Below are 24392 nucleotides of genomic sequence, written 5' to 3'. Positions count from 1 at the left end.
AAGAATGCAAAAAGTAAGCTTCTTTAAATCTATTCATGTCAAATTAGTGCTAATTTATATTTTATTAATATTGCTTGCTTTACAAATTATCGGTATCTATTTCGCTCGCCAATTAGAACAAAATTTGAAGAGCAACTTCCAAGATTCTATTTTTCAGCGAGTTGACTTAATGCAATATAGTCTTCGTGAGGAAATTTTAAAGGAACGCGATGAAAGCATGCCTAAACTTGAGGAAAGCTTAAAGTCAATTGTTATGGAGTTTTCTACAGGTTTAAGGGATGTTTCGAATGGCGATATTTTAGAAATTCGTGTTATTGATGATAGACAAAGAATACTTGCAACATCTGAGCTTGAAAATCAGAATTTAATTGGACAACGCTCTAACACAGACCTTGTGCGTCGTGCGATCTCTGCTGAAACGCTCTTTGATATTATTAAACTTGATAACAAAACAAGGAATCGAGTATGGGTATTAGCTAACCCGATTCGAGCGGGTGCAGGGCCAGATGATGAAATCATTGGTGTTCTCTATATTGAAGCGAATATTGAATCCGTTTTTGAACAAATGAATGATATTAATCAAATTTTCCTTGGTGGCACAGCCATGTCTTTAGTGATTACGGTTTTTTTAGGTATTTTAGTTGCACGGACAATTACACAGCCAATTGCTGATATGCGAAAGCAAGCGCAGGCGATGGCGAAGGGGAACTACTCTCGAAAAGTACGAGTATATGGTACAGATGAAATTGGACAGCTCGCAATTACCTTTAATCATTTAACGAATCGTTTACAGGAGGCCCAATCTACTACAGAAGCTGAACGACGCAAGCTGGATTCGGTTCTAAGTAATATGACAGACGGCGTTATAGCAACAGATCGCAAGGGACGTATTATTTTAATTAATGACCCTGCATTAGAGTTACTGCATATTTCAAGAGATATTACATTAGGACGTCCAATTGCCTCTGTGTTAGGGATTGATCAGGAATATAGCTTTGAAGATTTAATTCATATGCATGATGCTATTAACTTAAATTTTAGTACTGTGGATGCACCTTATATTTTACGTGCAAACTTTTCTGTTATTCAAAAAGAAACAGGCTTTATTAATGGGCTGATTACTGTGCTACATGATATTACAGAGCAGGAAAAGATAGAAATGGATCGTCGGGAATTTGTATCGAATGTTTCACATGAATTAAGAACACCATTGACAACCATGCGCAGTTATTTAGAGGCACTAGCAGATGGGGCATGGAAAGATGAAAATATTGCTCCTACATTTTTAAATGTAACACAAACCGAAACAGAGCGTATGATTCGTCTAGTAAATGATTTATTGCAATTATCGCGAATGGATAGTTCAGATTATGAGTTGAATAAAGATATTGTGTTATTTAATTCATTCTTTAATCGTATTATTGATCGATTTGAAATGTCTAAGTCTGACAAAGTCCGGTTTGAACGATTATTTCCTGAAACATCTTTCTATGTAGAAATTGATACCGATAAGATAACGCAAGTCATTGATAATATTATTTCGAACGCTATTAAATATTCACCAGATGGTGGGAATATTCGCTTTGGCTTTACGGGGCAAGAGGATATGCTGAAGGTCATGATTTCAGATGATGGCATGGGGATTCCTAAAGAAAATGTAAGCCGAATTTTCGATCGCTTCTATCGTGTGGATCGTGCACGTGCTCGCTCCATGGGTGGAACAGGTCTAGGCTTGGCTATTGCGCGGGAAATGATTGAGGCACATGGTGGTAAGATTTGGGCTGAAAGTGAGGAAGGGCAAGGTACAACCATTTTCTTTACATTACCTTATGATGCAGATGAATTTAGTGAAGCAGGTGAGTGGGAATGAGATATGTAGAGCCAGTTAAATCTGTTGTATTATTTCTACTTGTTATGCTAAGCGTTGTATTAACCTTTTTAATTTGGACCTATACACCTGATTATAAATATATTGAAAAAACTGAGGGTGAGGAAATTTTAATTAAGCCACAAAAGGGTATGGAGGATATTATTCGTCCATACAAGGCAATTTTCCGTTCCGAAGAAGGGTTTACAGGCACAGTATCTAACACGACTATGAAAGATATTATGCAAATATTTAAGGGTTGGAATGTTCTCGATTTAGCGCCTATTAATAATAGTCTTTCATCAAATTATATCAATGAAATTATTCGTGCAGATAAGCGTATGACGGTATTTTTTACAGGTGAAGTACCATTCTCGGCCTTCAACACTATTTTCCAATTTACGGATAAGGAGCTTCCAGAAACTACTTTTAACCGTATGATTATTGACTGGAGTAATTATGATAATAAAGAGCTAACACTTTATTATATTAGTAATAATAACCAATCGTTATTTCGTTCACATGTTAATGTTTCAAATATCAATCAATTTATGCAAGAGGTTATTGAACCTGCCCAAAAATATGACACATTTAAAGAAATAGAACGAGCTGGTTACACATCACTTTATCTCGCTAATAGTAACATTGAATCTGTAAAATATACGTATTATATTGAAGATATCACACCAGAGTTATTTAAAAATATACTATTCCCTGATGCAAACATTGTGCAGCGCAATGTTGAAAGTGCAACTTCTGAAAAATATACAGATGGAATGTCGTTAATGACATTGGATACAAATCTTAAATCATTAAACTATGTCTATCCTGCTGCAGAAAGTAGTATAAGAGTTGAGCCGTCCAAGTTATTAAAGGATAGTTTTGAATTTATTAATGAACATGGGGGATATACCTCTGATTTTCGTTATGTCTCAACTGGAACCAATAAAAATCAAATGGATTATCAATTGTATTTGCAGGGATTACCCGTTTATAGTAATCACGTTATTACGCGAATGACAACTATTTGGGGAGATAGCCGGATTTTCCACTATAAGCGCCCATACTTTTCTTTAGATATGGATATTCCAACTGAAAAAGAAATTATAGAATTACCGTCTGGTGCAGAAATTGTAGAGCTTATCCAACAATCAAACAATCTCGTATTATCAGATATTGATGAAATTGTGCTAGGCTATTATTTAATTACACAAAATCAAGAATTAAATATATTTACATTTGAGCCTTGTTGGTTTGTTATTCGTAAAGGTACATGGACAAAGTTGACACCTGAAATATTAGGAGGTGTCAAAAATGGATTGGAGTAGAACGAAATCTATTTTTATCGTTGTTTTTTTAATTTTAAATATCTTCCTCTATTCGCTATATTTAAATCGTTATAATGAAGCAAAGGATATTGAAGTACCTGGAGAAAAGACAATAGAGGCTCGATTAAAAGATGATAATATTACGTATGGAACATTACCAAATAATATTGAATCTGCTTCGTATATGACAGCTCAAGTGCATAAATTCATACCACCTGAATTTAGTAATAGCAACCAACAAATTGAATTTAAGGATGATAATAATACAAAGGCACGTGTTATTTTTATGAGGCCTGTTAAATTACGTAATGTGAGTGATGATGCAAGCTTTACAGATTTTGCCCTTGCAAACATAATTGAAGGAGCATCTTATGCTTTATGGAAAATAGACCGCGAAGAACGAGTCGCAATTTTTTTCCAAAAGGCAAACAACCGAATGTTCTATTATAGCGGTTCATTAAAAATAAAATGGAATGCTAATAACGAAGTAACAATGTATGAACAAACAATGATTGATAATATTGAGGAAATGGAACAGCAGGAAAGTGTAATTCCACCACTACAAATTATTCAAACGTTGTATGCCAAGGGAACACTAAAGTCAGAGTCACAAATTACGCAAATGAAGCTGGGTTACTCAACACTTGTGAAATTAACACGTACACAAGTATTGGTACCAACATGGGAAGTACGAGTCAAGCTATCGGATGGCACATCAGAGGAGTATTTTGTAAATGCTGTTGAGGGGAAAGTTATCGAAATTCAAGAGGACAAGCAAGAGATTGAAGAAGAAGACTGGGGAGTTGAATAATGCGATTTAGTGTTTTAGCAAGTGGCAGTACAGGCAATTCGATTTATGTAGAAAATGATGATTATGCCTTTATCGTTGATGCTGGTCTTAGTGGGAAAAAGATGGAGCAGCTTTTTGCAAAAATCGATCGTAATATGAAACAGCTTAACGGTATTTTTGTTACCCATGAGCATAGTGATCATATTAAAGGAATTGGTATATTGGCGCGAAAATATAATGTCCCCATTTATGCAAACGCCAAAACGTGGCAGGCTATGGATGGACTTGTAGGCGATATTCCTCTGGAGCAGCGTTTTGAATTTGAAATGGATACAGTGAGGCACTTTGGTTCATTAGCTGTTGAATCCTTTGCCGTATCACACGATGCAGCTGACCCGATGTTCTATACTTTTCATGAAAATAACCGAAAGCTCGTAATTATCACGGATACAGGCTATGTTAGCGACCGTATGAAGGGGATTATTCGTGGGGCAGATTCCTTTGTTTTTGAAAGTAATCACGATGTGAATATGCTGCAAATGGGCCGCTATCCATGGTCCATTAAACGTCGCATTTTAAGCGATGTAGGGCATGTATCCAACGAGGATGCTGCCATTGCTATGAGTGAGGTTGTATTTGATAAACCTACAAATATTTATCTCTCCCATTTAAGTAGAGATAATAATATGAAGGAGCTTGCACGTATGAGCGTTACACAAACCTTGCACTCTTGTGGCATTATTGTAGGCGAGCATATCCATCTTTTTGATACAGATGCAGACGAACCAACAAAATTAGTGACTGTTTAAGGGTTTCTCGATAAGTAAAATAATAACTGCTATTTCTATATGAAAAGCAAGAGCTTGTGGCATCACCTTATCGATCTAAAGAAAACTAAAATCGCTTTGATTTTAAGAGAATGAAGATAATTGTTATTGGAAGTATTTAAAAAAATAAGGCTGTTCAATTGCATTTTTAGCATAATGCATTGGACAGCTATTTTTATGCCCATTTTATTTGTTTTTCATCTAATTTTAATGTTTGAATTGTAAGATTAGGGTAACAATTAACAAATAGCAGTATATGAAAGGATGAAGAACATGAGTTATTTTCAAGATGATGATAAAAACAATGATTTCCTAAAGAACGATGAAATCCCAAAAACACCTCTTCAAGAACGACTAGAGCGAGAGGAGCAAGAATTGCAGGCTAAGCGCTATAAAAAGAAAGGCGGCGGCAGCAAGGGAGGCTATTTTTTCAGTGGCCTAATCGGTGTTATTATAGGCGCTTTACTTGTATGGCTGCTATTACCTGGCCTTGTTAATCAAATGCCAGGCACAACAACAAGTAACTCAACTGCAAATCATAATACAACAATTAATCAAGTAGCAACAGAGGTACAAACAGATGTGACAGCAGCAGTGGATAAAGCTTCAGCAGCAGTTGTCGGCATCACAAATATTCAAGAAGTAACAAGTGGTGGCTTTTGGAGTCCACCATCAACAACAACACAGGAGGCAGGAAGCGGCTCAGGTGTTATTTATAAAGTGGAAGGAGATAAAGCCTTTATCGTCACAAATAACCATGTAATTGAAGGAGCTAAACAGTTAGAAGTGACAATGCCAGATGGCACAAAAGAGGAAGCCCAATTGGTAGGTCTTGATGTTTGGACAGATCTTGCCGTCATTTCAATTAACTCAAAAAATGTAAAAACAGTCGCAACTTTTGGCAATTCTGATGTTTTAAAGCAAGGTGAAACGGTTATTGCTATCGGAAATCCGCTTGGCTTAGACTTTTATGGTTCTGTTACAACAGGTGTTGTGTCTGGTAAAGATCGCTCTGTACCTGTTGACTTAAATGGTGATGGTACAGAAGACTGGCAACAAGAAGTTTTACAAACAGATGCAGCGATTAACCCAGGTAATAGTGGGGGAGCCCTTGTTAACTTAGCTGGAGAATTAGTAGGCATTAACTCCATGAAAATTGCTGAATCCTCCGTTGAAGGCTTAGGTTTCTCCATTCCTGTTAACTCAGCTATTCCAATTATCGAGGAATTAGAGAAAAATGGCAAAATGGAACGTCCAACAATGGGTGTATCCTTAGCAGATTTAACAGATGTCCCTGCATTCTATCAGCAACAAACATTAAAATTACCTGAAGAAGTAACAACAGGTGTGGTTGTAACAGATGTCATCAATAACTCACCAGCATCAAAAGCAGGTGTTCAACAATATGATGTTATCGTAGAAATGGATGGTCAAAAAATCGAAACAGCCATTGATTTACGTAAGCATTTATATAATGAGAAAAAAATTGGCGATAAACTTACATTAAAAGTATACCGTCAAGGTAAATTAGAGGAACTAACATTAACTTTAACAAATGGTAACACACTGTAAACAAAAAGCGATGAGGACTTAAAAATCCCCATCGCTTTTTATAGTTATGTGGATAACTTGAAAATTGTGAATAATAAATTTACACAGAAAATGTAGAGAAAAAGGCACTTCTTCCATACAAGCTATTCCTTTGTTACAATAGATTGTGGATAACATAGACGAGATTGTGAATAAGTTTGTGGAAATTTCGGAAAATAAGGAGATATGAAAAAATGATAAAGTATAGCTGTGAAAACCATATAGATCACGCTTTAGACATGTTTGTGGCTGAGCAAAAAGTATTCCCAATTATGGATAAAATCGATGAGGATAAAAAGTTATCCACAAAATGTAGCTACTGTGAACAGCCAGCAGAATATATTGTATCAAGTAAATAACTTTACACAATATATAGGATGGTCTTGTGGATATGTTGATAACTTTTGTGGATAAATTGTTTGTAAATGAATTGTAAAGGTGGATAACGTGTGAATATAACGATTGTATCAGTCGGCAAGCTAAAAGAAAAGTATTTAAAAATGGGTATTGATGAATACGTCAAACGTCTAGGTAGCTATGCAAAAATAGAGATCATCGAGGTGCCAGATGAAAAAGCCCCTGAACAACTAAGCGATGCCGAAATGGAGATCGTCAAGAAAAAAGAAGGCGAGCGCATACTAGCCAAAATTAGTCCAGACACCTACATCATCGCCCTAGCCATCAACGGCAAAATGAAAACCTCCGAACAAATGGCAGCCGACCTCGAAGCCCTTATGACCTACGGCAAAAGCAAAATCGCCTTCGTCATTGGCGGCTCCCTCGGCCTGCATGAGGATGTGTTAAAGAGAGCCGATGAGCAACAATCTTTTGGTAAGATGACACTTCCTCACCAGCTCATGAAGCTCGTGCTAGTCGAGCAGATTTATCGGAGTTTTAGGATTATGAAGGGCGAACCGTACCATAAATAGAGGCAAAAAATGATGTAAATAAGGTGGTATTTTGTTGTCGGAAGCGGGTATTGGCTGTGGAAAACCATTTGCATTATCCGTTTTTCGATACAACATGTGGATAAGTGTAAAGGACTTAGAAATATTGACCTCTGAAAAGTCAAAGTCGAGTTCAACTTGATCGACCATTCGTGATTGCCCAATTGGGTGCTTTACTGTAATTTTGTTAAGCAAGAGTTGAAGTAAATGTTTTTGTCTTTCTCTTGATGATTGTTTATAGACTAAAAGGAATTTGTCTAAAAGCTTTTGGATAAGCTCTGGTTGGATTACTTTTGCATCGTTCGAGCTTAATTGCCCAGTGATTTCATTGTGCCTTTGTTCTAACTCTGCTTTTTCTTTAGACACATGCTGTAATCGTTCTTGCAAGATTGCTATTGGTAAGGTCTTTCGCTCAAATGCTTCCAAGTAACGATTCTGTAACTCTTGTATTTCAGAAAGGCGATTTTCTACTTGTTTCAATTCATTGCTGAGTTGGTTTAAAGATTCAATCGAAGTAGAATTTATAGATTGAAGTGTAGAGAATAACTGTTTTTGGTTGGAAAGGATCTTCTCAATCTTATTAATTACTTCGTATTCTGCTTCATAAGCTTTTATTGAATTTGCTCTACATGCTGATGAACCTTTGTTATGAAAGTTAGAGCAAACATAATAACGATATTTCTTCTTTGTTCCATCCTTTCGTTTATGTGTTGTAATTGCAGGAACCATACCTTGACTACAATCAGGGCAACGTAAAAGACTGCTAAGTAAAAAAGGTTCATTGGATTGCCTTTGTTTAAATGATTTGCTTTTCCGCCTTGCTTGAACCATACTCCATAATTCATCGGAAATAATGGCTTCATGCTGTCCTTCGACAATAATGGGATTAGGGTTTTTACCTCTCCTGCGTTTTGTATCCCAATTTTCTACCTTTAGCCAACTGATTTTACCGTTGTAAGTAATATTATCTAAGATTTGAGCAATACCATTGATGGAGAAAAGGCGATTTCGTTTAGTACGATATCCTGCTTTGTTTAGGTGGTTTGCTATTGCCTTTAAACCTTTACCATTAGCATATAACTGATAGATTAATTGCACTATCTTTGCCTCTTTTTGATTAATTACAAGTTCTTTTTCAATATTGTCATAACCGAATACAACGCCTCCGTTCCATGAACCTTCTAATGCTCGTTGTTTCATTCCCAATTTAACATTCTCTGCTAATGTGTTACGCTCCATTTCCGCAATGGAAGCCATTAGCTGAACAACTAAACGACCAATTGGACTGCCTGTATCAAAGTTTTCAGAGTAAGAGATGAATTTTACTCCATAATCTTCGAATTTGTCTAATAAAGTGAGAGTATCTAACATATTTCGTGATAGGCGTGAGATCTTCCAAACAAGAACAGCTTGAAATTTATCCTTTTCAACATCTGAAATAAGTTTTTGCATAGCAGGGCGACCGCTAATGTTCTTTCCGCTTATTCCCTCATCTACATATTCCTCTGCAATCTCCCAACCATACAATTGAGTGTATTGACGTAATGTTTGTAGTTGGGCTGATATACTATATCCCTCTGTTGCTTGTTCTTCAGTGCTGACACGACAATAAATAGCAACTCGTTTTATTTCATGCATAAAAATCCTCCCTTCCTTGTAATTTTAATATGAAACACAAAAAAGAGAAAGGATGTTCCCCTTCTCTTAGTTCAATTGATTCAAATATTTTAAATCAAATTTATAGATGATTTCTTTTATAGTTCTATCCTTAGTAGTCTTCCCTGGATTTACATGAATCTCTTCAATGAGAGAACGAAGCAATTCCTTTTTGTCATCATCTTCAATCATATCGAAAAAGGCTTTTAAATCGTGGAGTGAAGTTGAAATAATATCAGCTAAAAAGGTTTTATCTCTGAGTTTAATGAGGTGCTGTAAATTTTCAATTCAACTTAAAATCGTTTTCTCTTCCTCTTGTAAATCTACTATTTCCTCTTTCAAAATCGCTTCTGAAATAATATCTTTCAACTTCCAGTTTATAAGTTCTTTTCTCTTTGTTTTTAATTCATCTAATTCAACTTCATACGTCTTTAATTTCATTTCCAATGGCTCTATTTCACTCATAGCGTATGCGTGTAGCATACTGGTTATAGGTTCTATAATGTTGTATTTTTGTAACGCTATAAACACTTGGTTGAATACATGTTCTTCAGCATAATCCTTTTTTACAAGGTTTGAGGAACACGCCTTACTACCGCTATTTTTGTTTCTTGAACATTGATAGTATTTGTATTTTGGACTGCTATTTCCTTGTACCATGGCTGAGCCGCATTCTGGGCATTTTAGTAAGCCTGATAAGGGGAAGCTTCCAGGATGAACTTTCTCTTGTATATAACTACTTACTTTCAATACTTCTTGTGTTTTCTCCCATAACTTTGGGTCAACAATAGGGGCATGCTTTCCATCTCTCAGTTCACCACGCCATTTCATCTTACCAATATAGACGGGGTTGGTGAGTATCGTTTTTACAGCAGTTATTGACCATAAATTACTTTTTTTCGTAGTGATACCCAAAGTATTTAAGTTTGATGCTATTTTTCTATAACCCCACTGGTCAATTGCATACTTTTCAAAAATATATTTTACGACTCTTGCTTCTTCAGGAACAATTTTAAGCATCTTATTCTTCGATGCATATCCATAAATAACGCCTCCATTGAACTCTCCCTCGGAGGCTCTTTTTTCCATGCCAGAATTAGTTCGAAATATAATCATATCTCTTTCTAATTCAGCAACTAATGACATGATTTGATAAAGTATTTTTGCTCTTGGATCTCTTGTATCTATATTGTCAGCTATACAAATAAGATGTTTTTCAGCTTGGGTCAATCGCCTATAAATATAAAGGGATTCTAAATTGTCCCTTGATATACGGTCTGAATCATAGACGACAACGTAATCTATTCTATTTTGTTTATCAAAAACAAATGAGTACAACTCTTTAAACTCAGGGCGATTTTTAAATGATTCCGCCGATTTTGCCCCTTCATCGAAAATGCGAATGAGGGATAAACCATTATCATTGCAATATTTTTCAATTTCCTCTTTTTGTTTTGCAATAGAAGTATTGTCCAATTGTTTATCAGTACTAACACGAACGTAGCCAACAGCCCGCATAGATCAATCACGCTCCAACTCTGTTTTCCTTGAATTCATCATAAATAGTAGATTCGTATTTGACAATCATATCGGACAGTAAGTTAATAAACTTTCGTGCATTATATCTTTCCAGCTCAGGTCCAATTAATAATTGCTCTTCCATTTCTTCATTAAGATTTAAAGTAGGGGATTCTTTCATAGGGGATCTTCCTTTCGCAGTGGAAATTTGAGGTTATTAAGGTTAATGACATGAGGAATGGGTCAGTAACCTATATAAAAAAGAGGAAAATGTTCCGAAACAGAACCTCGGTACATCTAAAACAACAAAAAAGACTGCTTTACTTAGACATACGAAAAAACACAATAGGTAGTTAAACAAGAGAGCATACTCCTCCCCTTGAAACAAATACACCTATTGAATTGTTCATGTATCTAAGTAAAACAGTCTATAATCTATCAAAATATGTTATATAAAAAATTCTATAAACTATAATAAGAAATATTTTGCCTAATGTCAATAGTTAATTGACTGTTTCAATTTTTTATAGAAAAAACACCTCGAACACAAAACTTATTTATTTCAATTTGACTTTTTCGCTATATTGTCAGTAGCCCATTTGATTTGGGGGCAAGGAAGAATAAATATAGTGGGGCTGGGTGCAAAAATGTAACAGTAAACCCTTGGTGTACAAAGGTTCCCAGCCTCCCAAGATTCACTTGGAGGTGGAAAAAGTGATCCATACAATCAAGTTGTTTTTCCCTATCGAGTACTATGAAGTGATGGATTTACAAAAGAGGTTTAATATTTACTACAGGCAATTGAATGATTACTTCGCTGATCACTATGGCGGTAGGTTCAAAGGAATCACAATTCATATTTCAAACAAAGGGAACGGACAATGGAAATTATATATGTTCATAGATGGGATTCTTCTTCTTGGTAAGTCTGATCTGACGGAAGATGACTATCCTTTAATAGAACAAGAGATAAAAAATATTCTTTGGATTCTTTTTAGACACTTTTCGCATTTCAAACATCATATTTTGCAAAGAATTGATTACCGATACGATGTGGTTATAGAGGAAAAGCTCCACCGAGATATTCTGCTACACTTGTATCAGAAGCTTACTAAATCACATCGGTATCAAAAAAAGTATATAGGTAAGCTTGATGCAGAAGGTGTCTTTCAAAAGTATGAAACGACAGTTTATCATTCATCCAAATCGGTTCAAGCTGTAGTTTATTCTAAAGAAGAAGAACGAATGTTTAAAAAGGAAGAAATCCAGGAGTATGAAAAAAACGTATTAAGATTTGAAGTACGGATTTTACAAGATCATATTAATTATATGGCACGACAGGACAAAGGGAATAGTCGGTCTAAGAAATTAAAGGAATATATGAAAGAAGAAATTTATCGAGATTATTTCCAGAAATATATGTCTCCCATTTACCACGCTGGAGATTTTTATAAGTTAGACGAAGCACGAAAAAGAATACGAAAATCATCCTTCACTGATTCCAATAAAAATAAGCTCATAGAATTTTTAAAACAAGTCTCCTCCCACAGTATAGATACCCCATTGAAATCCATGACAAAATCCACATTTCGAAACCGTATAAATATGCTAAGTGAACTTGGCATCAACCCAATTCCCATTCCAAAAAATTATGCGAAAGCACCAAATACCTTATGCAATCCTCTTGACAGATTTTTATGGAAAAAGGATTAGGGTTTTTAGAAGAATTATGGTTGATGTATGGTTATTCATGGTTATAATAATAGTAAGCACGATATTGCGAGTATCGTGTACCATAACTGAACTTTAGGTTCGGTTCGGCAATAAGTAGATCCATGTGAAGAACCATTCCGCTTTCGAGGCTTCGAGTGGTTCTTTCATTATCTTTAAAGTTACTATCTTTCTTTTGTTATCAAATTCCTCAACCTGTCTATGATATAAAGATCATCCGATCAATTAAAACAGGATTCCTTGAATGGAAAGATTAAAAGGAGAGGATTTGTATGACAAGAGGAAAGCGAGAACTTGGAAATGATTTTGGAAAGTTATTAAAACATCTGAGGCAATCCAAAGGCTATTCCCTACAAGAGTTAGCAACATTGTGTAACGTCACGCCTTCGTACTTGAACCGCCTTGAAATGGGTCATAGGAAAAATCCAAGTGTTAATATTCTGGAAGATATTGCGATGGCGTTGGGAACTGGAATTGATACTTTTCTCGGTACAAAGTTTGATTCTATAGGAAGAGAAGCTACGCTTGAGGAACTATTCTTTGGCAATGAAATCGAGTGGGAAAATAAAAAGTTAAGTGCCAATACGAAAGATTCTTTGCTAAGAATTTGTACAACCATTTTAGCAATCGAATGGACAGCCGAGACTATATTGGAGGATTTGAAAAGGGTTGGAGAATTGATAAAAGAGCTTAAAGAAGAAATATGAAATTGGGGGAGGATTTTCTCCTCCTATGTATATAAGTTATCTATGTAGTTACTACAATATATTCAAGAAATATATATAATGTAATTATGCTATGATACTCTTTGACATACAATCTTTTTGCTATATTGTTAGGACAGTATGATTATTAAGGATTGATTACAATGGCGACTTTATTTGTAAAAGCTCAACTATATATGTTAAAAAACAGCACTTACCGTCTTGGCATGGGAGGTGCTTTTCTTTTTGTAAAAAATAAATGACAAAAATATAAAACAAATGTAGGAGGTATGGAATTATGAGCAAAAACGGAAGCAACAAGGAGTCAATTTTTGCAATTTATTTAAAGGAATTCTATAAAGGATGGCAAGCCTTGTTAGGATTTGAATTAAGCAATATCTCATTGGAACAAAGACATGCCAATCGCAACATTGATTTAATAGGGATAGATGTAAAGCGAAGAATCCCTGTTTATATGGAAATCCAATTAACTAAAGCCAACCGTTCCTATTTGGAAAGAATCAAAAAGATGGTAATGGCTAATCAAGAGGGGATCATCGTATGGCTGGCGTTATCATTCGATGAAGAAATATTAAAAGATCTTACCAATTGGATCGACAACAATAACTTCCACTATACAGATTTTTATGCAGTTTCCATTAATCCTTTAGCTATTGAAGTTTTAGAGCAGTTAAACCGAATGTACAAGCTTGAAGTATATGAAAACATGGTGCAATTGAGCGAAATCAAACAGCTTTTAACTGTGGAATATACGGTTGAAAACATTCATCCGCTACATGCTGGGCGTGCTTTATCATTCGCACCGCAATTCGATATGTCACGACTTGAAGACGTTAAAAGAGCAATGTTAGCTGTTCTTCGTAAGCGTATACCATACTATTTAAACTTTCATTACGACAAGAAAATGAATTTAAACGATTATACGCTAACAGTCGGAGCAGGACAAAGTGGTTTGCTATTTAGATGCTCATGGAATAATGCAAAATCACTTGCATTTGTAGAGCTGTATTTTGAAAAGCAAAGAATAGATTGGTACGAATCATTTTTACAACATAAGAAGTTAATCCAAAATAAGGTACATCCTGATATTCAATTTGATAATAGAAAGATTGGTGTTTACTTTGAACCAATGGATTCATTATATGAAACTTTTGAAATGATTGCTGAAGTATTTGAGAAATTTATTTTGTTTTTCTGCCCTTACACATATGGGAAAAAAGAAATATCGTATGAAGCCGATCACTTTATAATTAAGGAAGAGGGAAAGTTACACCACCAACAGCCGATAATGATTGAAGACGTATATGAAACCGAAGATAGCTACCGAATACGGCAAGAGGAACTGGCAGATTGCTTTTTATATCATTAATTGGATGAGAACCTTGTGTGAAATACACGAGGTTCTTTTTTCAAGAAAATTAGGGTTGATTTAATATCCATTTTGTTATATATTCAATTTAACGTATTTTAAATAGAGTATTTAACAAAAGAATGGAGGTGCAATATGTTACTTGGCGAGATTGCTGAAATTAAAACAGGTATGGTATTAACGAGGAAAAAGGCGGAGTTTCCAAAAGATGTGAAAGCTACTTATCGACTAATCACGTTAAAAAATATTACTGAAAATGGAATATTGAATGATGAGCCGTTTGAAGAATTCCAAAGCAATGATGTATTAAATCCTCAACACTTCACAGGGAACGGGGATGTATTAATCAGGCTAAGCTTCCCCCATACTGCGATTCACATTAATGAGGCAACGACAGGTCTGTTAGTCCCATCATACTTTGCTATTATTAAAGTAGATTCCCATAAGTTTTTACCAGAGTATATCGCATGGTACTTGAATACGGATGAAGTCAAAAAAGAGCTGGAACGTTCACAAGCTGGGACCCGTATTCCAAGTACAAATAAAACAGCATTAAGTGCGATCCCGATAGTAGGAATCCCATTAACAAAGCAACAGGCAATAGTGAATCTTTATAATCTGCATCAAAAAGAAAAGCTATTGTATTCACAACTGATTGAAGAAAAAGAGAAATGGTTCACAGCATTAACAAAGAAAATGATAAAAGGTGAAATGAAGGAGGATATATCATGAGTGAAAAAGTGACAAAAGACCAAATTAACGGTGTACTATGGCAAGCGGCCGATACATTTAGAGGAAAGGTAGATTCCAGTACATATAAAGATTATATACTGACAATGCTGTTCATCAAGTATTTAAGTGATGCGTATAAGGAGCATTTAGAAGAATATACAAAGCGTTATGATGGTGATGAACAACGCATTCAGCGTGCGTTATCAAGAGAGCGATTTGTGTTAGATGAACAGTCTACATTTGATTACTTGTATAGCAAACGCAATGATGCTGAGATTGGTGAAATCATCAATAAAGCATTGGAACGGCTTGAGAATGAAAACACAGGCAAACTTCGTGGCGTGTTCCGTAATATTGATTTTAACAGCGAAGCAGTTCTCGGTAGGGCAACAGAACGTAATGCAATGTTGCGTTCCTTATTGGAGGATTTTAATAAGCTTACATTAAAGCCATCAGTTGTAGGAAATGAAGATGTCATTGGTGATGCTTACCAATACATGATTGAACGTTTTGCATCAGATGCAGGTAAGAAGGGCGGAGAATTTTACACGCCGTCAATGGCTTCAGAATTGTTAGCATGCCTTGTCAAACCTCAAGAAAATGATCGTATTTATGACCCTACATGCGGATCTGGCTCTCTTCTTATACGTGTTGCAAACCAAGTGCCAAATAAGAAAGTAGCCATCTATGGTCAAGAACGCAATGGGGCAACACATTCATTAGCATTGATGAATATGTATTTGCATGGGATTGATGATGCGAAAATTGAGTGGGGCGACACATTGGCAAATCCTCTTCATTTAGAAGATGGAAAGTTAATGAAATTCCAAGCAATCGTAGCAAATCCGCCATTTTCGTTAGATAAGTGGGCAATGGGCTTTGCAGGTGAAGGCAATACGGACAGTAAATTTAAAATGGATGCAAGTTTGGATCCTTACAGACGTTTTGAATGGGGTGTCCCACCAAGTTCAAAAGGAGATTATGCTTTTGTTCAGCACATGCTCTATTCGTTAGCGGAAAATGGCAGAATGTCTACGATATTGCCTCATGGAGTATTGTTCAGGGGTGCAAGCGAAGGGAAAATCCGTCAGCAAATCATTGAGATGAACTTGCTGGATGCTGTAATCGGACTACCAGAAGGGTTGTTTTATGGGACTGGAATCCCTGCTTGTATTCTTGTATTCAAAAAGAACCGTACCCGCAAAGAAGTGCTTTTCATTGATGCGTCTGCGGAAGGCAATTATGAAAAAGGAAAGAACCAAAACCAATTAAGAGAACAGGATATTGCTAAAATCGTAGAAACATATGACAACTGGGAAACAATTGATAAATACTCTTATGTCGCTACATTAGATGAAATTAAAGAAAATGACTATAACTTGAATATTCCTCGTTACGTGGACACATTTGAAGAAGAAGAGCCTGTTGATATGGCACAAGTGAAGGGGAATATTCAGAACATTAAGCAGGAGCTTGCAGAAGTGGAAGAACAGATGGAGAAGTATTTGCAGGAGTTAGGGTTGTAGAATTTGCTTCACCTATACAAGCTTAGACCATTTTGCTGATGTCGGCAAAATGGTCTGGCAAGGGGTGTTTAATCTTTATTCATCCTACTTTTAAAGAAACGAGGTGTTGACATGAATAATGAATCGAATTTTTTAATGTATCAAACTGAAAATGGAGATACAAAAATCCAGGTACGTTTGGAAGGGGAAACGGTTTGGATGACACAAAAAGCGATGGCTGAATTATTTCAAACTTCTCCACAGAACATTACTTTGCATATAAAAAATATATATGAAGAAAGAGAATTATTAGAGGAGGCAACTTGTAAGAATTACTTACAAGTTCAAAATGAAGGTGAACGTGAAGTTAAAAGAAGAGTTAAACACTACAACCTTGAAATAATTATTGCAGTCGGCTATCGTGTACGATCGCATCGTGGAACACAATTTCGTCAATGGGCAACAGAGCGTTTAAATGAATACATGGTAAAAGGTTTTACGATGGATGACGAACGTTTAAAAGAAATTCGAAATATTGGTGCAGATTATTTTGATGAATTACTGGAACGTATTCGTGATATTCGTGCTTCTGAAAGACGTTTTAATCAAAAAATTGCTGACATTTATATGACTTCAATTGATTATGATAAAAATTCGTCTGTTACAAGAGAATTCTTTGCAACTGTTCAAAATAAGCTTCATTTTGCCATACATGGACATACAGCATCGGAGCTGATTATGAAACGAGCAGATGCCTCGAAGCCTAATATGGGGTTAACAAGTTGGAAAGGGGACAAAGTTCGTAAACAAGATGTAACTGTAGCGAAAAATTATCTTTCACAAGAGGAATTGAGTGATTTGAACCGTATCGTGACAATGTATTTAGACTACGCAGAAACACAAGCGAAAAAGAAGAAGCCGATGTACATGAAGGACTGGGCAGAAAAATTAGATGCATTTTTAGAATTCAATGAGCATGAAATTTTAACGAATGCAGGGAAAATTAGTGCGAAGTTAGCGGAACAATTTGCAACAGAACAATATGGAATTTTCCATCAGCAACAGTTAAATGAGCCGAAAAAAAATGACTTTGATTATTTTGTCGAACAGAATGATAGGTTGAAGAGGTTAGATAGTAGAAATAATTAAACTGGACCTAAATTAGTGAAATGACAGGAGGTGTACCGAATGGGAGAAACATTAAACGGCTGGAAAACTTTGAAACTGGGAGATATCTTAGATGTAAAACATGGTAAAAATCAAAAGGAAGTAGAGGTTCTTGGTGGAAAGTACCCAATTCTTGGTACAGGAGGGGAGATTGGAAGAACTAATGTCTATCTTTATAACAAGCCCTCTGTTCTAATAGGGAGAAAAGGTACAATTGATAAGCCAAGATATATAGATAATCCTTTTTGGACAGTTGATACATTGTTTTACACAAATATAAAAGCTGGGTATGATCCAAAGTGGCTATACTATAGGTTTTGTAAGATTCCTTGGAAGAAATACAATGAAGCTACTGGTGTTCCAAGTCTAAGTGCTTCAACTATAAAAAGTATAAAAATTGAAATTCCTACTTTTGATGAACAAAAAAAAATCGCCTCCATCCTCTCCACTTGGGACAAGGCAATTGAGCTAAAAGAAAAGCTAATCGAGCAGAAGAAAGAGCAGAAAAAAGGATTAATGCAGAAGTTGTTGACGGGTGAAGAAAGGTTACCTGGATTTGAAGGTAAGTGGCAAAATAAAAAAATTAAAGATATTGCACAAATTTTCCTTGGGCTAACCTATACGCCAAAATATGTTACTAAAGGTGTACCGTTTTTATCAGTAAAGGATTTAGATGGAGACAAACTTAATTTTGAAAATGTAAAATATATAAGCAGAGAAGAGTTTGAAAACTCTACAAGCAATGCAAAGCCTAAGAGGGGAGATTTATTGTTTGGCAGGGTAGGTACATTAGGTAATCCAGTAATTTTAAATGAGGATACGGAGTTTTGTATATTTGTAAGTTTGGGTTTCTTAAGAATGAAGAATAATAATTTTTTAAATTATTTTGTAAAGTATTGGATGCAATCAGATTTATTTATTAGACAGATAGAGTCAAAAGTTTCAGGTTCATCACAGAAAAATCTAAATACTGGGTGGTTAAAAGAGTTTGAACTAATACTACCAAAAATAGAAGAACAACAAGCAATTGTGAATATTCTAACTGAAGCTGATAAAGAGATAAATCTTCTTGAACAAGAACAAACTTTATTAAAACACCAAAAACAAGGTCTCATGCAATTACTTCTTACAGGAAAAGTCCGAGTAAAGGTATAAGTCCTTTGCTCCTTTTCCTATATTCTAAAAAAAATGGAGGTGGAAAGATGTCAATCCCACAAAATTATGATGAACGTACGATTAGCCAACAGCCTGCAATTGAAGTATTGCAAGGCTTAGGGTATGAGTACATAGAGGCAGAGCGAGCTGAAGCGATGCGTGAAAATCTCTATACTGTTTTGCTGAAAACGGTATTGGAAGAGAAACTGAAAGAGTTAAACTCCTATCAGTATAAAGGTGTCACATACAAGTTTAGCGATACAAATATCCAACAAGCGATGCGTGATTTAGATGAACCACTGACAAACGGGCTTGTAAAGGCGAATGAGAGCATTTATGAAACATTGATGTTAGGAAGAACGTACACCGAATTTCTGCCTGATGGTTCTAAAAAGTCATTTACGATTCAATTCATTGATTGGGAAAATATCGAGAACAATGATTTTCATATCGTTGAGGAGTTTTCTGTAGAGCGGGTTGATGGTAGGGGTATTGTTCGCCCTGATATCGTGTTATTTGTCAATGGTATACCTTTTTCAGTTATCGAGTGCAAAAAAGCATCAATTTCGATGGAACAAGGCATTAGCCAAATGATTCGTAACCAAAAAAACGATTATGCCCCGCAACTGTTTAAGTTTGTACAGATCGTCATGTCGACGAATAAAAACGAAACGAAATATGCGACATGTGGGACACCGAAGAAATTCTGGTCTGTTTGGAAGGAAGAGCAGGAAACGTGGCTCGACCAATGGTTAGATCAAACGGTTTCAGGTCGCTTACCAACGATGCAAGACAAAAACATCATTTCCTTGTTTCACCCAGAGCGTCTGCTGGAATTGACTTGTTTCTTTACATTGTTTGACAAAGACGTAAAAAAGGTGACTCGTTACCAGCAATACTTTGCGATTAAGGAAATATTGAAAACAATCCAGGAGCGAGATGAAAGCGGTAATCGACAGAGCGGGGTTATCTGGCACACCCAGGGGTCAGGTAAATCACTCACAATGGTCATGCTTGCTCGTTATATTTTGTCGGAATTAAATGACTACCACCCTAAAATTATTGTCGTAACAGACAGGGTAGAACTGGATAAGCAAATTCACAAAACGTTTAATCACACGAGATTAAAAGCAAGTAGAGCCATATCTGGAAGCCATTTAGTTTCGCTGATTAAAGATGGGAATGCTGATATTGTCACGACATTAGTGCATAAATTCGATACGGCATCAACAATACAACAGCCAATTGAATCAAGAGACATCTTTGTACTTGTCGATGAATCGCACAGAAGCCAATATGGAGAATTGCACATTAAAATGAAAAAAGTGTTCCCTTATGCCTGCTACTTAGGCTTTACAGGAACACCCCTGATGAAAAAAGAAAAAAGCACAATGATTAAATTTGGTAAGCTCATTCATAAATACACAATTGCAGATGGCGTAAAAGATCGTGCAATTGTTCCGTTGCTGTATGAAGGGAAAATGGTTGATCAAACGGTCAACAAAACAGCGATTGATAACCGACTTTCAATGATAACTCGTCATCTGAATGATAAACAAAAGGATGAAGTAATGAAGAAATGGAGTCACTTTGAACGAATTGCTTCATCTGATCAACGCATTAGCATGATTGCTTTTGATATTAATGAACATTTTAATCGCAATTACAAAACACAAGGATCACAGTTCAAAGCAATGCTTGCAACGAACAGCAAAATGGAAGCCATTCGTTATTTGGAAGCTTTTGAAGAGCTGGGCGATTTAAACTGTGCTGTCGTTATCTCACCTCCTGACCAAAGAGAAGGTCATGATGCGATAGATGAGGAATCAAATGACAAAATCCAACGTTTCTGGCAACGGATGATGAATCGTTATGGAACGGCTGAAGACTATGAAGACGCAATCAAAGATGAGTTTATACATGGTGACGATATTGATTTACTTATTGTTGTGGATAAGCTATTAACTGGCTTTGATGCACCACGAGCGTCAATTTTATATATTGATAAGCCAATGAAAGAACATACGCTACTGCAGGCGATTGCCAGGGTGAATCGTCTGTATGAAGGCAAAGACTACGGTTTAATCATTGATTACCGAGGGCTTTTATCTAAGCTGGATGAAGCTTTGCAAATGTATTCAGGAGCAGGCTTAGAAAACTTCGATCCAACTGATTTAAAAGGTGCAATCCATGATGTTATTACTGTGATTGGTTCACTTCGTCAGCATCATTCCGACTTACTGCAACTCTTTTCTGCTATTAGAAATAAACGAGATGTAGAAGAGTATGAGGTATTGTTAGAAGACGAGGAAAAAAGAGAAACGTTTTATGATACACTAAGCCAGTTCGGCCGCAACCTTGCTATCGCATTGGAATCCGAACGAATCTATAATGCATTACAGCCAGAAGAACTTTCCACATACAAAAGGGACTTGAAGTTTTTCCAAGAACTACGAAAAAGCGTGAAGTTACGTTATTCGGATACGATTGATCATAAAGAATATGAAGCGAAAATGCAAAAACTAATGGATCAATATATCTCTGCTGAACAAGTCATTCGTATAACAAACCCAGTTGATATCCTCAATGAAAAGCAGTTTGAGGAGGAACTGGAGCGTTTGGAATCGAAACGTGCTAAAGCTGATGCAATTCGGACCCGTCTAACGAAAAGTGTCCATGCAAAATGGGATGAAAACCCCGCTTATTATAAGAAGTTTTCTGAGCGGATTCAGGAAGCGATTCAGGAATATAAGGATAAGCGGATTTCCGAAGCCGAATACTTAAATAAGATGAAAGATATTATGAACGATTATCGTAACGGTGAATCAAAAGAGGACTATCCGAGCGTCATTAAAGAAAATATAGATGCACAAGCTTTTTACGGCGTGACAAAAGATATATTATCTGAAACGAAGGAAACACCCGCAAGTTACGGAGAGGACCTTCTTGGCGAATTAGCTTTGAAGATGGATGAAATTATTAAACAACATCAAAAGGTAGATTGGCACAATAACCTGCAAATACACAATCGCATCGCACAAGACTTAGATGACCTTTTATACGACTTTTCAAAAGAACAGGGTGTCAAGCTTGATTATGATACGATTGATAAGGTGATTGAACAAATCAAAACAGTAGCGATCAGACGTTACTAAGGGTTGTGAACAACATGGAAAGACATCAAATCTACTACAGCAATAAACGAATTGACTTTTTTATCGAACGTAAAAACGTTAAAAATATCAATTTAAACATTAAGCCTGATATGACGATTCAAGTATCGGCGAATGAGAAAGTGCCACTTGACGTTATCTATGATTTTGTGAAAAGCAAAGGGGCATGGATTGTTAAGAACGTAAAAACTTTCGAGGAAGCCATGCCACATAGGCGAAGTGAACGAGAATATGTAAGCGGAGAATCTTTTCGCTATTTAGGGAAGCAATACCGCCTGCGTGTCGAAAAGACGACAGACGAGGAAATAGTCAAGTATTTTCGAGGTTTTATTTACTTATATGTGAAAGACCTGCAAAACTTTCAACGAAAAGAAAAGCTGATGGATAGCTGGTATCGAGAAAAGGCACTCAAAATATTTCAAGAATCCCTCGATAAAATGAGTGAGTGTATGAAGAAATACGGGGTAGGAAAGCCATCTTTGGACTTTCGAACAATGAAAGCACGCTGGGGATCAGCATTAATCGAGAAAAACACCATCCTTCTTAATACAGAGCTGATAAAAGCTCCTAAGCATTGCATTGACTATGTTGTTTTACATGAGCTGATTCATTTTAAATATAACGATCACAGCGATAACTTCTACAACATGCTATTCACGCTTATGCCTGACTGGCAGAAGCGGAAAGCCATACTCGACGAAGAGATTGTCCAAGAACTTTAACAACACGAACTCACAACAAGATAAGAAGGAAAGGCAGTTTCTAATTGGATTAGAGCTGTCTTTTTTTTATTGAGAGGAGAAGGTGCAAAATGATTCAAGGAAAAAGTTATATTAGATCTATTGAAAAATATGTTAAGTCGATTGACGAAGTTTTTAGGTTGGGAGTAAAAATTACGAAAGAAAATAAAGAGCAAATAGGAAAGATAGGTTTTCCATCTTTAGAAGTTGGACAAGCAATGTTCCCGCCTGTAGTTGGAAGGTTCACTCGGTTTAATGTAGAGGGTAAGGAAATTACAAGGAGAGATCTTCCTAAAGAAACTATCTATGTTTCTATGTATTCTACACGTAGGGAGTTCAGAGGGAGAGATCAAACGGAGGAAGTTACTGATTTTGTTGATATTCCTCGACAAGTGTATAAAAAGGAGAGTATAGCTGGGACAGGATTTGAAATTGTAATAGAAGCAAAAGATGACGATTTATTTTTATTGATTAACGCAACTTTTAACAGAGAAACGGACTTGGAGAAAGCTGTAGTTGGAGCAAATATTATTTTAGAATTAGTAGGATATTGCGAAGTTTTTTCGGAACAATTGGATACCTATTATAAACCTTCACAGTTGAAGCGATACAATTGGGTCTTTTTAGAGAGTAATGGATGGCCATGGGAAAAAAGAAAGGAACGTTTTAAGAATATCGTTGAGTCAGGAAAGAAATCAAAACAAATGGTCATCTGGGAAAGACTCGAAACGATTGCTAACTATAATCCAGATTTCGAAGCGATAGGACAAAACGGTTTTTCTGGATATGTCATATTTGGTTTTAAAGATAAGGGATTATATGTATTTGAAAGTGCAAATGTAGGAAACGCAACCTATATTGTAAGAGGGGATTGGGAAAGCGTGTCTAAAATGAGTAAAGCAGAAATTATTCAAAACAATCTCCATGAATGGCGGCTTATTCATCGGAATGATTGGAAAGGAAAAGTAAAAAAGGTACTTGGATAATTAATTTTAAAATATTGATCCTTTAAATAAGGCAGTTCCATTCGAGTATTGCTATTGGCACTGCCTTATCTTTCAATTGTCTTCTTACTTGTCGGAGTATTTATCTGTGAAATCAAGAAGAAGCTGTGCAATTATGTCTTGGATTTTCAGATGAGGAAATTCATTCTCACAAGTAGCTACAAAGTTTTGATAGAGGTCATCAGGCATACGGAAGTTTTTACTGGAGATTTTAGAGGTGGAACGGAAAATACGCTTGTCAATGATGAAGTCGCCGTTGTGTTTATATCGTTCTATTAAACTCTTCAAAAGGGAAAAGTTCTTCTTAATATAGTCCATTTCGGAATCGGTTTGGTCAGAAATAGTGGAAACCTGACTCTCATCACGAACAAATTTGTAATACTGGTTTTCCCGCTTGATATAAACATAATCGTCTTCTTGCATTAGTTTTGTAAAGGTGGAATAGTTCATTTCAAGAGCATCCGCTACTTTTTGTAAATCAAAACCATCCCGTTTTAGCAACTCGTTTACGATGGCTACACGATTTTTGCTATTGGCTGTTTGGAATTTGTCTTTGTCCATGGGTACA

General features: G+C 36.0%; 21 protein-coding genes. 17 read left to right on the top strand and 4 right to left on the bottom strand.

Annotated features, from left to right (window positions below; genetic code table 11):
* The first annotated feature begins 4 nt into the window (after positions 1-4).
* The 7 genes from walK to rlmH all read left to right on the top strand — a co-directional run bounded on the left by walK (position 5) and on the right by rlmH (position 7331).
* Positions 5-1870, top strand: a complete 1866-nt coding sequence (gene walK, locus MHB44_RS23120) for a cell wall metabolism sensor histidine kinase WalK (RefSeq protein ID WP_341301066.1) — start codon at positions 5-7, stop codon at positions 1868-1870.
* A complete protein-coding gene (yycH, locus tag MHB44_RS23115) occupies positions 1867-3195 on the top strand; it encodes a two-component system activity regulator YycH (protein WP_341301065.1) in 1329 nt (442 codons plus the stop codon). Before walK ends, yycH begins: the two co-directional genes overlap by 4 nt.
* On the top strand, positions 3182-4006 hold the full coding sequence (gene yycI, locus MHB44_RS23110; protein ID WP_341301064.1) for a two-component system regulatory protein YycI: 825 nt from the start codon (positions 3182-3184) through the stop codon (positions 4004-4006). The genes yycH and yycI overlap by 14 nt, the downstream gene beginning before the upstream one ends.
* The gene (locus MHB44_RS23105) at positions 4006-4794 is read left to right on the top strand and encodes an MBL fold metallo-hydrolase (protein ID WP_341301063.1); all 789 of its coding nucleotides are present in this window, start codon (positions 4006-4008) and stop codon (positions 4792-4794) included. Before yycI ends, MHB44_RS23105 begins: the two co-directional genes overlap by 1 nt.
* Before the next feature lie 291 nt (positions 4795-5085).
* Positions 5086-6384, top strand: a complete 1299-nt coding sequence (locus MHB44_RS23100; protein ID WP_341301062.1) for a trypsin-like peptidase domain-containing protein — start codon at positions 5086-5088, stop codon at positions 6382-6384.
* 212 nt (positions 6385-6596) lie between these two features.
* On the top strand, positions 6597-6761 hold the full coding sequence (locus tag MHB44_RS23095) for a CxxH/CxxC protein (protein ID WP_341301061.1): 165 nt from the start codon (positions 6597-6599) through the stop codon (positions 6759-6761).
* A gap of 90 nt (positions 6762-6851) precedes the next feature.
* The gene (gene rlmH / locus MHB44_RS23090) at positions 6852-7331 is read left to right on the top strand and encodes a 23S rRNA (pseudouridine(1915)-N(3))-methyltransferase RlmH (RefSeq protein ID WP_053997108.1); all 480 of its coding nucleotides are present in this window, start codon (positions 6852-6854) and stop codon (positions 7329-7331) included.
* Here rlmH and MHB44_RS23085 read toward each other — a convergent pair.
* The 3 genes from MHB44_RS23085 to MHB44_RS23075 form a co-directional block, all read right to left on the bottom strand.
* Entirely contained in the window at positions 7272-8987 is a 1716-nt protein-coding gene (locus MHB44_RS23085; protein WP_341301060.1) for a recombinase family protein, read from the bottom strand. The two genes, rlmH and MHB44_RS23085, sit on opposite strands and share 60 nt — an antisense overlap.
* A gap of 306 nt (positions 8988-9293) precedes the next feature.
* A complete protein-coding gene (locus MHB44_RS23080; protein ID WP_341301059.1) occupies positions 9294-10523 on the bottom strand; it encodes a recombinase family protein in 1230 nt (409 codons plus the stop codon).
* A 7-nt stretch (positions 10524-10530) separates the two neighbouring features.
* Positions 10531-10704, bottom strand: a complete 174-nt coding sequence (locus MHB44_RS23075; RefSeq protein ID WP_341301058.1) for a hypothetical protein — start codon at positions 10702-10704, stop codon at positions 10531-10533.
* Positions 10705-11237: 533 nt separating this feature from the next.
* Here MHB44_RS23075 and MHB44_RS23070 point away from each other — a divergent pair.
* The 10 genes from MHB44_RS23070 (at position 11238) to MHB44_RS23025 (ending at position 23806) form a co-directional block, all read left to right on the top strand.
* Positions 11238-12236 carry a hypothetical protein gene (locus MHB44_RS23070; protein WP_341301057.1) on the top strand — a complete coding sequence of 333 codons (999 nt, stop codon included), beginning with the start codon at positions 11238-11240 and terminating at the stop codon, positions 12234-12236.
* 290 nt (positions 12237-12526) lie between these two features.
* Entirely contained in the window at positions 12527-12961 is a 435-nt protein-coding gene (locus tag MHB44_RS23065; protein ID WP_341301056.1) for a helix-turn-helix transcriptional regulator, read from the top strand.
* Positions 12962-13256: 295 nt separating this feature from the next.
* Positions 13257-14348 (top strand): hypothetical protein, encoded by a 1092-nt coding sequence (locus MHB44_RS23060; protein ID WP_341301055.1) that lies wholly within the window; start codon positions 13257-13259, stop codon positions 14346-14348.
* A gap of 135 nt (positions 14349-14483) precedes the next feature.
* A complete protein-coding gene (locus tag MHB44_RS23055) occupies positions 14484-15080 on the top strand; it encodes a restriction endonuclease subunit S (protein WP_205180320.1) in 597 nt (198 codons plus the stop codon).
* Positions 15077-16606 carry a type I restriction-modification system subunit M gene (locus tag MHB44_RS23050; protein WP_341301054.1) on the top strand — a complete coding sequence of 510 codons (1530 nt, stop codon included), beginning with the start codon at positions 15077-15079 and terminating at the stop codon, positions 16604-16606. The genes MHB44_RS23055 and MHB44_RS23050 overlap by 4 nt, the downstream gene beginning before the upstream one ends.
* Positions 16607-16717: 111 nt before the next feature.
* Positions 16718-17734 (top strand): virulence RhuM family protein, encoded by a 1017-nt coding sequence (locus tag MHB44_RS23045; RefSeq protein WP_341301053.1) that lies wholly within the window; start codon positions 16718-16720, stop codon positions 17732-17734.
* A gap of 39 nt (positions 17735-17773) precedes the next feature.
* Positions 17774-18907, top strand: a complete 1134-nt coding sequence (locus MHB44_RS23040) for a restriction endonuclease subunit S (RefSeq protein ID WP_341301052.1) — start codon at positions 17774-17776, stop codon at positions 18905-18907.
* A 47-nt stretch (positions 18908-18954) separates the two neighbouring features.
* The gene (locus MHB44_RS23035) at positions 18955-22062 is read left to right on the top strand and encodes a type I restriction endonuclease subunit R (protein ID WP_341301051.1); all 3108 of its coding nucleotides are present in this window, start codon (positions 18955-18957) and stop codon (positions 22060-22062) included.
* A 14-nt stretch (positions 22063-22076) separates the two neighbouring features.
* Positions 22077-22802 carry a SprT family zinc-dependent metalloprotease gene (locus MHB44_RS23030; RefSeq protein ID WP_341301050.1) on the top strand — a complete coding sequence of 242 codons (726 nt, stop codon included), beginning with the start codon at positions 22077-22079 and terminating at the stop codon, positions 22800-22802.
* A gap of 89 nt (positions 22803-22891) precedes the next feature.
* Positions 22892-23806 (top strand): hypothetical protein, encoded by a 915-nt coding sequence (locus MHB44_RS23025; RefSeq protein WP_341301049.1) that lies wholly within the window; start codon positions 22892-22894, stop codon positions 23804-23806.
* An 84-nt stretch (positions 23807-23890) separates the two neighbouring features.
* Here the strand turns inward: MHB44_RS23025 and MHB44_RS23020 are convergent, their stop codons facing one another.
* Positions 23891-24385: a hypothetical protein gene (locus tag MHB44_RS23020; protein ID WP_341301048.1), complete on the bottom strand. Its 495-nt coding sequence runs from the start codon at positions 24383-24385 to the stop codon at positions 23891-23893.
* Between the last annotated feature and the right edge of the window lie 7 nt (positions 24386-24392).

The sequence above is a fragment of the Lysinibacillus sp. FSL H8-0500 genome, assembly GCF_038051955.1.
In the GTDB taxonomy this organism is placed as follows: domain Bacteria; phylum Bacillota; class Bacilli; order Bacillales_A; family Planococcaceae; genus Lysinibacillus; species Lysinibacillus macroides.
The sequence above is the reverse complement of the archived record's forward strand: the minus strand, read 5'-3'. Positions and strand labels throughout refer to the sequence as shown.

Excerpts from the sequence above, each read along its gene's own strand:
- yycI (WP_341301064.1), top strand. The coding sequence starts at position 3,182 with ATGGATTGGAGTAGAACGAAATCTATTTTTATCGTTGTTTTTTTAATT.
- MHB44_RS23020 (WP_341301048.1), bottom strand. The coding sequence starts at position 24,385 with ATGGACAAAGACAAATTCCAAACAGCCAATAGCAAAAATCGTGTAGCC.
- MHB44_RS23065 (WP_341301056.1), top strand. The coding sequence starts at position 12,527 with ATGACAAGAGGAAAGCGAGAACTTGGAAATGATTTTGGAAAGTTATTA.
- MHB44_RS23100 (WP_341301062.1), top strand. The coding sequence starts at position 5,086 with ATGAGTTATTTTCAAGATGATGATAAAAACAATGATTTCCTAAAGAAC.
- MHB44_RS23095 (WP_341301061.1), top strand. The coding sequence starts at position 6,597 with ATGATAAAGTATAGCTGTGAAAACCATATAGATCACGCTTTAGACATG.
- MHB44_RS23030 (WP_341301050.1), top strand. The coding sequence starts at position 22,077 with ATGGAAAGACATCAAATCTACTACAGCAATAAACGAATTGACTTTTTT.
- MHB44_RS23035 (WP_341301051.1), top strand. The coding sequence starts at position 18,955 with ATGTCAATCCCACAAAATTATGATGAACGTACGATTAGCCAACAGCCT.
- MHB44_RS23050 (WP_341301054.1), top strand. The coding sequence starts at position 15,077 with ATGAGTGAAAAAGTGACAAAAGACCAAATTAACGGTGTACTATGGCAA.
- yycH (WP_341301065.1), top strand. The coding sequence starts at position 1,867 with ATGAGATATGTAGAGCCAGTTAAATCTGTTGTATTATTTCTACTTGTT.
- MHB44_RS23085 (WP_341301060.1), bottom strand. The coding sequence starts at position 8,987 with ATGCATGAAATAAAACGAGTTGCTATTTATTGTCGTGTCAGCACTGAA.
- MHB44_RS23080 (WP_341301059.1), bottom strand. The coding sequence starts at position 10,523 with ATGCGGGCTGTTGGCTACGTTCGTGTTAGTACTGATAAACAATTGGAC.
- MHB44_RS23040 (WP_341301052.1), top strand. The coding sequence starts at position 17,774 with ATGGGAGAAACATTAAACGGCTGGAAAACTTTGAAACTGGGAGATATC.
- MHB44_RS23105 (WP_341301063.1), top strand. The coding sequence starts at position 4,006 with ATGCGATTTAGTGTTTTAGCAAGTGGCAGTACAGGCAATTCGATTTAT.
- MHB44_RS23055 (WP_205180320.1), top strand. The coding sequence starts at position 14,484 with ATGTTACTTGGCGAGATTGCTGAAATTAAAACAGGTATGGTATTAACG.
- MHB44_RS23045 (WP_341301053.1), top strand. The coding sequence starts at position 16,718 with ATGAATAATGAATCGAATTTTTTAATGTATCAAACTGAAAATGGAGAT.
- MHB44_RS23060 (WP_341301055.1), top strand. The coding sequence starts at position 13,257 with ATGAGCAAAAACGGAAGCAACAAGGAGTCAATTTTTGCAATTTATTTA.
- MHB44_RS23075 (WP_341301058.1), bottom strand. The coding sequence starts at position 10,704 with ATGAAAGAATCCCCTACTTTAAATCTTAATGAAGAAATGGAAGAGCAA.
- walK (WP_341301066.1), top strand. The coding sequence starts at position 5 with ATGCAAAAAGTAAGCTTCTTTAAATCTATTCATGTCAAATTAGTGCTA.
- MHB44_RS23025 (WP_341301049.1), top strand. The coding sequence starts at position 22,892 with ATGATTCAAGGAAAAAGTTATATTAGATCTATTGAAAAATATGTTAAG.